This is a genomic window from Salinivibrio sp. ML290 (assembly GCF_001995695.1).
In the GTDB taxonomy this organism is placed as follows: Bacteria; Pseudomonadota; Gammaproteobacteria; order Enterobacterales; family Vibrionaceae; genus Salinivibrio; species Salinivibrio siamensis.
Map to the genome: position 1 here is coordinate 29,356 of NZ_MUEY01000017.1, position 12,781 is coordinate 42,136.

Here is a 12,781-nt window from a genome sequence, read left to right on the forward strand (position 1 = left end):
TAGCGCCACATCATACGGCTGATCACCTCAGTCACTGCGACAAGCGTAGCAGGTCTGGGCKGCTGTGCTCGATGATACCGAGCGTGAAAAGATCCGGCTCTCGTTCTTATCGTCATCATTGAGCGACCCAAATTAAAGTGAGAAAGCAAAATGACAATCCCGATTAAAACAGAAGAAGAAATTGAAAAAATGCGCGTCGCTGGCCGCTTGGCGTCCGACGTGCTCGTCATGCTTGGCGACCATGTAAAACCCGGTATCACTACGCGTGAGCTGGATGACATTGCCCACCAATACATGACTGAAGTGCAAGGCACCACGCCGGCTACCTTGGACTACCACGGTTTTCCAAAGTCAATGTGCACCTCGATTAACCACGTGATTTGTCACGGCATTCCGAATGATAATGATGTGTTGCAGGATGGCGATATTGTCAATATCGATGTGACCGTGATTAAAGATGGCTACCATGGCGATACCTCAAAGATGTTTTTAGTCGGAGAGGTCTCTTTGGAAGACAAACGTCTTTGTCGTGTGACACAAGAAAGTCTCTATCACGCGATCAAAAAGGTAAAACCGGGGGCTACCGTGGGTGAGCTCGGGACCGCCATTCAAAAATTCATTAAAAATAGCAATACACGCTACTCTATCGTGAAAGAGTACTGTGGGCATGGCATTGGTGCGAGCTTCCATGAAGACCCTCAAGTGGTGCACTACAAAAATAATGATCGCACTGTACTCAAACCTGGCATGTGCTTCACCATTGAGCCTATGATTAATGCAGGTAAATACGGTACCGTGCTCGATGAAGACGACGGCTGGACGGTATACACCATCGACGGTAAAAAATCGGCCCAGTGGGAGCACACCCTGCTGGTCACCGAGACGGGCGTCGAGGTATTAACGTTGAGAGAGGAAGAAAACCTCCCGCGTTACATCAACCACTAATCCAACCCTTAAAAGCCGGCTTCGCTCCGGCTTTTTTTTGCGCAAAGGATCGCCATGACAGACACAGTGATTACGCCACAACACCTTGAGGATGATCAGCTCGACCCCATCACCCTCAAAGCCCAATTTCAGCAATTGCTTGAACAGCAAAAACAGGACTTTTTGGCCAATGTTCCTGTGGCGGAATTGGTGTGCCAGCGCACCGATTATATGGATGCCTTACTGGCACGCTTGTGGCATCACTTTGGGTTCGCACACACCTCACTTGCCTTAGTCGCGGTGGGGGGATATGGTCGGCGCGAACTGCACCCTCTGTCGGATATCGATTTACTCCTGCTCTGCCAGGCCCCATTAGATGCTCACCAGCAACAAAGTTTAAGCGATCTGCTTACTCTTTTATGGGATTTAAAGCTCGAAGTCGGCCACAGTGTACGCACCGTCGACGAGTGCATTCGGGTTGGGCTGGACGATTTGACTGTCGCCACCAACTTACAAGAATCTCGCTTATTATGTGGTGACGCGCAGCTTTTTGATGCGCTTGAAACGCGCGTGCATGATGACAGCTTTTGGCCCAGCGAACGGTTTTATCAAGCCAAAGTTGAAGAACAAAAAGCCCGCCACCGCCGCTATCATGACACCGCCTACAAGCTTGAGCCTGATTTGAAACTCAGTCCTGGCAGCCTGCGCGATATTCACACCTTATCGTGGATTGCGCGCCGTCACTTTGGTGCCACCAGCTTACGAGAGATGAGTGATTTTGGCTTTTTAACCGACGCGGAATATCGCGAGCTCAATGAGTGTCAAAATGTATTGTGGCGAATTCGCTTTGCGCTTCACCTTGAGCTGCGCCGTTACGACAATCGCCTCACCTTCGCGCATCAAACATCGGTCGCGGAACTACTCGGTTACCGCGGTGAAGGGAATCGTGCGGTCGAAACCATGATGAAAGACTTCTTCCGCACACTTGGGCGGGTCGGTGAGCTCAACAAAATGCTGCTACAAATCTTTGATCAAGTGATCATCGATAATGGTCGCGCTGGAGAAATCGACGTCTTAAGTGATGATTTTCAGCGCTGCGGACGCACCATCGAAGCGCGCAAACCCGCGCTATTTCAAGCGCGACCGGAAACCATTCTCGACATGATGCTGCATATTGCCAATGACACGTCGATTGAAGCGATTGCAGCGCCTACCCTGCGGCAGTTGCGTACAGCAAGACGTCGACTCAATCACTTTTTGTGTCAGCAAGAAGACGCACGCGAAAAATTCATGGCCTTGGTTCGTCACCCCAATGCGCTGCACAAGGCCTTTGGCTTAATGCATCGCCACGGGGTGATGTCAGCCTACTTACCACAGTGGAGTCAAATTGTTGGGCAGATGCAGTTTGACTTGTTCCATGTCTACACGGTTGATGAGCACACGATCCGACTGCTCAAACATATGCGCTTATTTGATGACGAGGCCAACCGAGACCGCCATCCGATCTGTTGTGATGTCTTCCCCCGTTTAGCACGCCGCGAGCTTTTATCGATTGCAGCCATTTTCCATGACATTGGCAAGGGACGTGGCGGGGATCATAGCGAAATTGGCGCCATTGAATCGCATGATTTTTGTTTAGAGCATGGCTTGTCAAAACCAGAAGCGAATATTGTTAGCTGGCTCGTCCGTAATCACTTATTGATGTCCGTCACCGCACAGCGCCGCGATATATACGATCCTGATGTTATCACCGATTTTGCCAAAGAAGTGCGCGACGAAGAACGACTGGATCTCCTCCTTTGTCTCACCGTCGCAGACATTAATGCCACCAACCCAGACTTATGGAACAGTTGGAAGCGCACACTGATCGCAGAGCTGTATTACTCTACACAAAAAGCGCTCCGCCGAGGCTTAGAAAACCCGCCAGATGTGCGTGAACGCATTCGTCATAACAAACATTTAGCGGCTGCCATGTTACGTAAGCAAGGCCATAGCCCGAGGGATATAGAAGTGTTATGGCAGCGTTTCAAGGCGGACTACTTTCTGCGCCATACCCATAAACAAATTGCTTGGCACAGTGAGCATCTCCTTCATCACACCGGCGACGCCCCACTGGTGCTGGTAAGTAAAAAAGCAACCCGTGGCGGGACCGAGATTTTTGTTTACTGCCAAGACCGGCCCAGTTTGTTTGCGCGCGTGGTAGCGGCTCTCGATAAGAAAAACCTGAGCGTCCATGATGCACAAGTGATGACCAGTAAAGATGGTCACGCCCTCGATACCTTTATGGTGCTAGACCAAAATGACGATGCCATTCCTCTTGACCGTCACCCGAGCATTATCAAAGGGGTCAGCAAGGCGCTCGGAGAAACCGGGACAATGACTATCCCCAAACGGCGAGCACCGCAAAAACTTCAGCATTTTTCGGTTAAAACCCAGGTACTTTTCTTACCCACGAAAAACGGTCGTCGCACATTGATGGAGCTAGTAGCACTCGACACACCTGGACTACTGGCTCGGGTCGGGGCCGTCTTTGCGCGCCAAAATGTCAGTGTCCATGCCGCTAAAATCACCACCATTGGCGAGCGCGCCGAAGACTTTTTTATCGTCACCGACGCAGAGAACCAAGCATTAACTTCCGAGCATCAGGAACAGTTAAAAGCGGCACTGGAGAAAGCGCTCGCTCGCGCCAAGTAACAAGCACCCCCATCAACTATGCTAAGCGGCGGTGAGTTCGTCGCTTAATAGAGAAAACATTCAACCATGAGGTGGCTATGTATCAGCAGTTGAAAAATATCGGTATTGAACATCCGGAAAAGATTGAGCGTTATTCTCTGCGTCAAGAAGCCAGTTATGACACGCTCAAAGTGTACTTCAGCAAGCAAAAGGGCGACCTTTTTGCGCGAAGCATGAAATTTAAGTATCCACGCCAGCGGAAAAATGTGGTTGTCGACAGTGGCACCGGACGCTCTCGAGAGGTCACTGAGATCAACCGCAGCTTGTCTCTGGTGATCGATGAACTGGATCGTATCGTTCAGCACGAGCACACCGAACAAGACGTGAAGCAAAAAGTACTCACCGATCTCCGTCATCTGGAAAAAGTGGTCGCCAGTAAGATTGCCGAAATCGAAGCCGAGCTAGATAAGCTCTAACACGTATATTGGTGCGGCCTGCAAGGTGCGGCCTGCAAGGTGCGGGCTGCAGCGGGCTGTTTACGCCAAGGAGGTTGTGCAAGGCACATCCCACTCCAATGCCGACAGGACACGCTGCCACGTGGTATCGAGCGGCGCCTGTACCTTGACCGTCTCAGCGCTAACGGGATGGATAAACTGCATCTCATTGGCATGAAGTAAAAGCTGATGGCAGTGAAAATGCTCGCGGAAAACACGATTGTGCCTTCCGTCGCCATGCGTAGTATCGCCAATAATCGGATGACTGAGGTGATGCATGTGGCGACGCAATTGGTGTTTTCTTCCCGTTTGCGGCTGCATCGCCACGAGGCTATAGCGGCTGGTCGCATACCGTCCTGTTGCGATAGGCAGCTCCACCGATGCCAGCGGTTGATAATCCGTCACGGCCGGTTTGGCCGTGGGCGGCTGGCTCGCCTTTTTATCTGCTATTTTGTCTTGTTCTTCCACCAGTGGGTAATCGAGTCGACTGGCTTCTGTGATCCAGCCTCTGACCACCGCATAGTAGGCTTTTTTAATCTGCCCTTGCGCAAACTGAGGCATCATCAAGGACGCCACCTCGCTCGACAGCGCAAACACCAACACACCAGACGTCGGTTTATCGAGTCGGTGTAAAGGGTAAACATGCTGACCAATCTGATCCCTTAGTGTCTGCATAACAAAACGCGTTTCCCCTTTATCCAGCCACGAACGATGGACCAGCATCCCTGCAGGCTTGTTCACCACAACCAATGACTCATCGCGGTATAAAATGGATAACGGTTGTTCACTCATCATTGGGTTAAAAGCGCATCAATACGATAAGTCACTTTGACCACCGCCGTCGCCCCTTGCTGCTCTTTCATCGCTTCTTCCACATAGGGGGCGATTTCAAAATTTCTTGGCAACGGCTGGCGAGCAACCACCAAGGCACGCATTTTGGGTATAAATATCCACTGTAACCACTCATGGCAATCAAGCGTATCCACCGCAAACGGTTCGCGGCTGGCCAGTCGTTTAGGTGATGGTGGCTCGGACTGGAGCAGGTCACACGCATCTAACACTTGCTCAAGCTCATCCAGAAGTTGCTCACACTGTTGGTAAAGTGTCATTGACAATCCCATCATTACTCAAATTAGAAACCGCGAAGCATAGCATGATCCCGACAAAGACAACATCAACAAGACAAGCATCTAGCCGGGAAAAACTGATATACTCGCGCGCATCAAGCGATAACTAAGAGCGGACATCATGGAAACGGTTCACGCCCTCAGCGCCCTATTCGACCACGCCGGTTGTCAATTCAGTATTTACGACCTAGGCCGTCGTGTTTGTCAACTGGATGAAACGGCCTTTCGTGCGGTTGAGGCCAATCAACAACCTTACCCTTACCCCTTGCGTCAACACGCGCATATGGCTATCGCCTTTTGGCCGCCAGGCGGCGCTCCTTGGGTATGGTTCTTAAAAATGCCTCTCGATGAACGCGGCCTCCTCAATCACACCGCGATGGGAGACTTTTTACAGTATGTCAGCGCGGCCATGGGAGAGCGCTTAACCGCCACACCGAATAAAGAGCAGCGTGAGAAACTGGCCAATAACCCCTATACGTTTACGCCCACCGACGACAAAATGGCGATGTTTCATGCCACATTGACCTATCAACTGGGCCGGCCAGCTAGCCAGTATTATGATCATGCACAGCATTATTTAAATGGCGAGCTTGGCTGGGATAATTGGCAAGGGGTGGGCCTACAAGGGCTCGCTGATACCTGTGTACGCATGGCCGAGCAAAACAATGCCACTCGCGTCCGCAAAGCGCTCAATCATCTACCGACCACACCATTGTACGCCCTTCTCGGGTGCTTGGAGCACTGCCAAATCAATGACAAACTCGCGGCAAGCTTGCGCGATATGTTTCAGCAAATGTGTCAGACGCAAGAGGTTGATATTTTTTTGGTCAGCGCATTAATCCGCGCACATGCGGGCGCCCCATCAGCCACTCGGCATCAACTGATTGATGCGGTACTTGATCGCGCTGAATTACACCATCGCGAGATTTTTGTCGCGATAGCCGGTCGCTGCTGGCATCACTTGACCGATGGTGCTGCTCTGGATCGCTTTTTGATTACTCTCGCCGATCAGCACGATGCGACGTTATTTCAACAGATTTATGCGGATCTGGTGATGTTACCTCCCCTTCGTGGCGCGCTATTGGGTCGTTTACATGGCCATACATCACCCGCCCTGACTCAAGCAATGGCACGCATGCAGCAAGCGGTGAAGCAAACCCACCATGATCACTGATCTATTGACCATTCTCTTGGTTGTTGTCGCCGCTTTACTGTTCTGGCAACAGCGGCGACAATCCGAGCAAGCGCACCAGTACATTCGCCAATACTGCCAGCGGATGGAGTTGCAATTATTGTCTATCGCACGAGGCCGTCACACCATACGGAGAACTGAGCAAGGGTGGCAATGGCTCACTCAATACTGGTTCGAGTTTTCTGCCACCGGGGATGATCATTATATCGGTCACGCTCAGCTTCGAGGGTTAAGATTAAAGGCTATAGACACACCGGTTCATGCGATGCCAAGAGCAGGCCAAACCGACGGTTAGATGTCACCCGACAACGCCAACCATGTTGATACTAAAAAGGCGGGGATAATTATTCGCGCGACGTGAAAAGCTGTACTAGATTAGAAGTATGGTGCACACGCAAGGTTAGTGCTAACGGTGCGTGACAGGGAGTCACCGGTGTCGGTTTAACCGGCCAGAAAAAAGGAAAGGGCGCAGCTTGCGCCGCGCCCTAGAGTTTTACTTGCAGCCATCCTGCTACTAAAAGGTGCTCCCTGCATCATTCCTTGATCAGTCGCCGAATCCTTCAGCGTCGTTCCATGTCTCTCCGTCTTGGAGGTGTCCTTTCGTCATCCTGACAAACCGAAATTCCCGTTTTCGATAAGCTCTCCATCCTGGAGGTGTCCATGACTTCGTCCTGAAGTAGTCCTTAAGCCCCCATCCTGGGTTGTCCTAAGTCTTCCTGACGTACAAGCTTCCTGCTTGTAGAGAACGGCTCCATCCGTTGTCCTTTTTGCAATCCATGCCAGCGCTTCTTCCTGAAGTACTGCCTCATCCTGAGGTACCAAGTCCTTGGTGATTCCTGTTCCCTGTGTCAGTTCCCTTCCGACACCGATAAGATTACGCGACTGAGCGTTTGGTACAAGCCATTCTCACCTGCTCAATCTCTCATTTTTTATCTTAAACCAAAGAATAAACAGTAAGCACATGTAATAGAAGAAAAAATAAAAACAAGGGGGTCAATTTTCGTAGCAAGATTCTGCTTTTATCCCACGCTCTTGTAAGAGATATCTCACACGGAGCAGGGATCTTTTCTATGCATTGTCCTATGCTCACAGGCACCGCTTTCATCACAACATGGGGCGGAGGCTGCTACTATAGTGAGTATAGACGCGTATCGAGCAGCCAGGAGGGACAATGGAAACCTTTCAACACGACTTACAGCACCTGTTTGAGCAGCTGGGCTTAGCAACCGATAAGGCCTCAATTGAGCACTTCCTATCCAGCCACTGTTTGGTTGAAGGGCAAACACTGGTCGATGCCCCATTTTGGAACGCGGCACAACGGGCGTTTATTGATGAAGCCATAAAGGAAGACGCGGATTGGGCGGAACAGGTTGATATGCTTGATGCGCTGCTGAGAAAGCCCTAATCTTTCTCTCTCCTGTTCTGTCGCTAGGATTAACTGATGAGCTATCAAGCTGAGCTGGCGCGAGCACTCAAGGTGCTCGACGCAAAAGGGCAAACCGTCACCGTGGCAAAGGTGAAAGCCCAATTGACAACGCAAGTCCCCCTCCCCTTGATTATTCAAGCGGTGAAGAGCGCGAAGACCAATACACCGCTACCCGAGATACCCGTCGATGACATCAAGCTATCTGATGCTGAGCGTATCAGCCAGCTCGAACAACACGTGGCCGAGTTAAGCGAGCGATTAGCGACGCTAGAAGCCCAGTATTCAAGCCGCTAAGCCAGTTTAAAGTCCCAAGAAAGGTTGGATACTAGCCGGCAACGGTCGCATTTAAACAGAAAGATATCGTGTAACGGGGCCTCAAGCCGCCAAGGCTCGCCACACTGAGGGCATGGGCGATGAAGCTCACTCTCTTTATCTTTACCGCCAACGCGATATTGATAGTAGTAAGTCGGCGTGCCTGTTAAGTACTCTATCCGCCCACGTAAATCCCAACCGCGCTGAAATAAGCGCGTATTGGGACACCCAATTTCATTCAAGCCTGCAAATTCGGCATCGCTGGCACCGGCCATTTGTAATTCATCACAGGCTTGCCATTCTGTTTGCCATTTGATGACCGCTTTGTGATCACCGTTAAAGGTGGCGGGTAAGCGATAAAGCGGGATGGGGAGCAGGGTATCGCCACAACGCAGCGGCGAACACGTGTGAACAAAGGTGGTGTAGAGCACTTGCCAGGTCGGTGAGACACTTGGAGCGGCTTGTTCTGAGTTCAAATCGCGCCCCAGCACACGCACTTTCGGTTGGGTTAAGCACGCATCGGCTAGCTGCTGTAAGGCCCGTTTCACTTGTGGGCTGTGAAAGCGTGGGTGCAAGGCGTCTTCATCTGGGCAGACAACACGAAGCTGAAACTGGCCCTCTTGCATCAAGATCGGAAACTCGCGTCCAAGCACCTGGCCATTATAACGTAATGCATCCATGAGGCCGTTGATAGTACGGTCGACCGCACTAACGGTGGTATTATCAAAGCACTCAAAGGTCAGTTCCGTGAGAATCATGCCACATCAACCTCTAATGCCGCGAGAAATGTTTCCAGGTTGGGGGCAATCACATCACGCGTCCCTTTATTAAGGGTTTCTCTGATCACTTCTCCGCTCATGTTATCAATTGCAATGATCACCATTTCATCGGCTGTGGTCGCAATAAAGACACTCGGCGTAAGCTTGCGCTGACGCTGCATCATCAGATGCCCCAAGATATTTTCTTGTAAGCGCGCCAAGTCATCATCACTCCATACCTGAAGCAAGCTTATCGACTCCCCCTGATAACGAACCGATAAATCTGCACAATAAAATGCGTTGTAAAAATCTTTAATATCGCTATGCAAACGCAACGCGATTGCTTGTTCTACATTGGCAAAGTCGGCCAAAGCGTCGCGCTTGACCGGTTGCCATTGTAGTTGGTGATCGTTTTCGCTCACAACACAGGGAGATGGCAAGCCAATGTAGGCATCTGTACAGGGTAAATGTTGATAATGACTCTGCCATACCGCCATATAATTCTGTGTTAGCGCCCAAAGGGCACGATGTACTGTGTTCTCCATTCGCAACCTATAGCAAGATTCAGTAAACTTTACCCATTCTACTTGAATCAATAGCAGATCCGTATGAGCAATTATCAAGATGCCGATGCCCTCGCCAATTTATCACTTGGCGAAAAAACAGATTATCCAACCCAGTACGATCCGTCACAACTACGTGCCGTCCCTCGCGCGCTAAATCGTCAGGCCATCGGACTAGATAATGCGCCGATGCCCTTTACCGGTTACGACACCTGGACCTTGTATGAGCTGTCATGGCTCAACAAAAATGGTTTGCCCCAGGTCGCGATTGGCGAAGTCCGTCTACCGGCCTCTAGCCCCAACTTGATCGAGTCAAAATCATTTAAGCTTTACCTCAATAGCTTTAATCAAACCCGCTTTGATAACTGGCAACAGGTAGCTAACGCATTGCAAACCGATTTATCCGCCTGTGCGGGCGAAGAGGTGGATGTCACCTTATCACCGCTCAGTGAGTTAGAGGGAGAAACCATCGCTGGCCTAGCGGGTGAATGCATCGATCACCAAGATATCAGCATCGATGACTACACATTTAACCCAGACTGGCTCGACGGTGCCGCTCAAGGCGCGGTTGTGTCTGAGACCCTTCACAGCCATTTACTCAAATCAAATTGCCTGATTACCAATCAGCCAGACTGGGGCTCGGTGAGAATCGCCTATAAAGGCAACAAGATAAACCGTGAGAAGCTGCTTCGCTACTTGGTGTCATTTCGTGAGCACAATGAGTTTCATGAGCAATGTGTGGAGCGCATTTTTATGGATATCATGCGTTTTTGCCAGCCAGAAAAGCTCACCGTTTATGCCCGTTACACGCGTCGCGGTGGTTTAGATATTAATCCATACCGTACGAACATGGGTAAAACACCAAGCGAAAACAACCGTTTGGCAAGACAATAACACCACAGGCTGCCTGCGGGCAGCCTTTCTCTCATCGCTTTATTTAGAGGATGGCGCATGCGCATCAGCCGACTACTCGTAGGCCTGCTTTTTTGGTTAACGTCGATAACGGCGTTTGCCGCTATCCACTCCTCACCTGTGCTAACCAATGCCGAAAAGCTTCTCGAGACCTCTCCAGCGCAATCGTTGGAAATCAGCAATCGGTTTTTAGCCCAACGCCGCCTAACCACAGGTGCCAACCGCTCACACGTCAATAACGACACGGATCGCTCGATTCGCACGCCATTGCATACCGTGTATGCCTATTTGATCAGTGCCCGAGCCTATGCGTATCTCGATCAACCCATAGAGGCTAAAGCCGCGCTACAAAAAGCGTATCAAGTGGTCGATGAATACGACTTAAAACACGTACAAGTGCAAGTTTTACTGACCGAGGCCTCTCTTATCTGGCACCTTGATCGCGACTCGACGCGCGCCTTAGCGACACTCGATGCCGCCCAAAAAGCGATTGAAACCTTGCCGGAAAACAGCTTAAACGGCCAAGCAAGCCGCTTTAAAAGCGCTTTACTGCGTGCCAATATTCTCGCGGCGACCGCAGACAGTGAAACCGCGCTTGTCGCCTATGAGAATGCGCGAAGCCAGCTTAGCAATGATCCCCAAGACTTGCGGGATAAAGTCGAGTTTCAGCTCTCGTTGGGCGGCTTTTTACTCGACCAAAAGCAACATGAAAGTGCCCTTACCGAGTTACTCAGTGCTTTCTGGATAGCAAGCGAGAACGAATACACGGCATTGATTGCGGGTGCCAATATGAAGCTGGCCAAGCTGTATAACCAGCAAGGCGTGCTTAATCAAGCCCTTGAGCACGCGAACCAAGCCGCTGCCTTTTTTGAGCACTTCTCATTAAGCCGACGTTTATCAGCGTCACAGCGCCTATTAGCCACCATTTATGAGCAGCAAGCCCGTTATAATTTTGCCTTGGTGCATTATTTTAATGCGCTTGAAATTGAGCAAGCACTCGGTCGCCTCCAACCGCTTGCACAAGTCCACCTAGCCATCGCTCGCACTTATTATCAGCTAGAGCATTTCCCGCTCAGTGACAGATACATTCAAGATGCGTTAAGACTGGTCGGTAGCCTACCCAACTCGCCGCTGACCACACAGGCAATGTTGTTACAAGGACGTATTCATCTTGCACTGTCTCAACCAAAGCAAGCAGAGAAAGAAATTCGCACCGCACTGGAGCGAGCAGAGGTAGAAAAAGACCGCAAAACCCTGACGATGGCGCATCACGCCCTCTCCAAAGCCTTGGAATCGCAAGGCAAGTATCAAGCGGCTCTGATGATGCAACGTGATTATGAAAAGCTGCGCGCACAGCAAACGCAATCAGAGCAACAGCAACAAGCCGATACCTTTAAACAACAACAGCGTGTGGTCGAGCGGCAGCTACAGATGGATGAATTGCAGCGCCAGCTAGATAGCGCACACCAAGAGCAGCTCCACCTACAAAAGGTCAACTATTTCCTATTAGGCAGCCTTGGGGTGTTGGTGGCCATTGTTTACCTTCGTCATCGTGCCGCGGTGATGCGTCAGGGAGAACTCGAAGAGCTGCGTGATGACTTTTATACGCACCCACGCACCGGGCTGAGGAACTTACGCATGCTGAATGCCAAGTTACCGCGTTCGTTGGAAAAAAGTAACGCCAACTTTGAGCAATGGTATCTGAACGACATGATCCACCAGCCACTCAGTGATCGGCTACGCTTTGCCATGTTCGATGTAGCCTTTCTAAAAGCGTTATTTTTGCGTCTCGGCTATCAAAGGGCGCAAGATATCGAGCGTCAGCTTGGCGACTATTTGTCCGAGCGTGTCACTCAATCTGGCCGCTTATATCATTTCGCTGATACCTTGTTTATTTATATCGAGACCAATTGGGATCAAGATACCCAGCCTGACGCGCTTGCTCATTTTGTGCAGTCTTTGATCGCAGACTTTGTCAGCCACTACCAAAGCTGTCAGGCACAAACGGTGAATGCAGGTGACCAACCTCCAGCGCTCACGCCGCAAGTCGCCATTGGTCTCGCGGAATACCCTTTTTTACCGCGCGCGTATACATCGATTAATGACCAAGAGTTAATCGAGATTTTATTAACGGCTACCCATCAAGCCAGTGATCTCGCGCAACAGACCGGAGAAAGTCATTGGGTACACTTTAGCGCGATTAACACAGCGCCCGCCGCGAGCTTCGTGAACACCAACTTACGTCATGCTTGCTTGAAAGGGATTGACTCTGGGTTGGTAAAGGTTAAATCTTCAGCGAACGACTTATTGAACTGGCAGAAGGATCACGAATCTGATAAAAAGCCATCGTCAATTATTGATGATCAGAGCAATAAGTCGGTATAGCTACAGGTAGTTAGT

13 protein-coding genes are annotated in these 12,781 nt (G+C 50.5%); 9 read left to right on the plus strand and 4 right to left on the minus strand.

Annotated features, from left to right (window positions below; translation table 11 throughout):
- Nucleotides 1–150: 150 nt before the first annotated feature.
- The 3 genes from map (at nt 151) to BZG23_RS13855 (ending at nt 4,073) form a co-directional block, all read left to right on the plus strand.
- Nucleotides 151–945 (plus strand): type I methionyl aminopeptidase, encoded by a 795-nt coding sequence (map, locus tag BZG23_RS13845; RefSeq protein ID WP_077607284.1) that lies wholly within the window; start codon nt 151–153, stop codon nt 943–945.
- 54 nt (nt 946–999) lie between these two features.
- A complete protein-coding gene (gene glnD / locus BZG23_RS13850) occupies nt 1,000–3,618 on the plus strand; it encodes a bifunctional uridylyltransferase/uridylyl-removing protein GlnD (protein WP_077607285.1) in 2,619 nt (872 codons plus the stop codon).
- 77 nt (nt 3,619–3,695) lie between these two features.
- Nucleotides 3,696–4,073 carry a DUF3461 family protein gene (locus tag BZG23_RS13855; protein ID WP_046074172.1) on the plus strand — a complete coding sequence of 126 codons (378 nt, stop codon included), beginning with the start codon at nt 3,696–3,698 and terminating at the stop codon, nt 4,071–4,073.
- 60 nt (nt 4,074–4,133) lie between these two features.
- Here the strand turns inward: BZG23_RS13855 and truC are convergent, their stop codons facing one another.
- Nucleotides 4,134–4,886 carry a tRNA pseudouridine(65) synthase TruC gene (gene truC, locus BZG23_RS13860; protein WP_227986324.1) on the minus strand — a complete coding sequence of 251 codons (753 nt, stop codon included), beginning with the start codon at nt 4,884–4,886 and terminating at the stop codon, nt 4,134–4,136.
- A complete protein-coding gene (locus BZG23_RS13865) occupies nt 4,883–5,200 on the minus strand; it encodes a YqcC family protein (RefSeq protein ID WP_046074171.1) in 318 nt (105 codons plus the stop codon). Before BZG23_RS13865 ends, truC begins: the two co-directional genes overlap by 4 nt.
- Nucleotides 5,201–5,339: 139 nt before the next feature.
- Here BZG23_RS13865 and BZG23_RS13870 point away from each other — a divergent pair, with 139 nt between their 5' ends.
- From BZG23_RS13870 to BZG23_RS13885, 4 genes are all read left to right on the plus strand, one after another.
- On the plus strand, nt 5,340–6,392 hold the full coding sequence (locus BZG23_RS13870; protein ID WP_077607286.1) for a DUF3549 family protein: 1,053 nt from the start codon (nt 5,340–5,342) through the stop codon (nt 6,390–6,392).
- Nucleotides 6,382–6,705, plus strand: coding sequence for a DUF3301 domain-containing protein (locus BZG23_RS13875; protein WP_077578880.1), 324 nt, complete (start codon nt 6,382–6,384; stop codon nt 6,703–6,705). Before BZG23_RS13870 ends, BZG23_RS13875 begins: the two co-directional genes overlap by 11 nt.
- Nucleotides 6,706–7,581: 876 nt before the next feature.
- Complete coding sequence (locus BZG23_RS13880) at nt 7,582–7,815, plus strand: DUF2789 domain-containing protein (protein WP_046074168.1); 234 nt, start codon at nt 7,582–7,584, stop codon at nt 7,813–7,815.
- A gap of 36 nt (nt 7,816–7,851) precedes the next feature.
- A complete protein-coding gene (locus BZG23_RS13885; RefSeq protein WP_077578881.1) occupies nt 7,852–8,130 on the plus strand; it encodes a hypothetical protein in 279 nt (92 codons plus the stop codon).
- On the opposite strand, the gene BZG23_RS13890 is transcribed toward BZG23_RS13885, so the two are convergent.
- Nucleotides 8,127–8,906, minus strand: coding sequence for a Zn-ribbon-containing protein (locus BZG23_RS13890; RefSeq protein WP_046074166.1), 780 nt, complete (start codon nt 8,904–8,906; stop codon nt 8,127–8,129). The genes BZG23_RS13885 and BZG23_RS13890 overlap by 4 nt on opposite strands.
- Complete coding sequence (gene syd / locus BZG23_RS13895; RefSeq protein WP_046074165.1) at nt 8,903–9,451, minus strand: SecY-interacting protein; 549 nt, start codon at nt 9,449–9,451, stop codon at nt 8,903–8,905. The genes BZG23_RS13890 and syd overlap by 4 nt, the downstream gene beginning before the upstream one ends.
- 63 nt (nt 9,452–9,514) lie before the next feature.
- On the opposite strand from syd, the gene queF reads away from it, so the two are divergent.
- Both queF and BZG23_RS13905 read left to right on the plus strand, forming a co-directional pair.
- Nucleotides 9,515–10,363: an NADPH-dependent 7-cyano-7-deazaguanine reductase QueF gene (gene queF, locus BZG23_RS13900; RefSeq protein ID WP_046074164.1), complete on the plus strand. Its 849-nt coding sequence runs from the start codon at nt 9,515–9,517 to the stop codon at nt 10,361–10,363.
- A gap of 57 nt (nt 10,364–10,420) precedes the next feature.
- Nucleotides 10,421–12,766, plus strand: a complete 2,346-nt coding sequence (locus BZG23_RS13905) for a tetratricopeptide repeat-containing diguanylate cyclase (protein ID WP_077607287.1) — start codon at nt 10,421–10,423, stop codon at nt 12,764–12,766.
- Nucleotides 12,767–12,781: the final 15 nt, after the last annotated feature.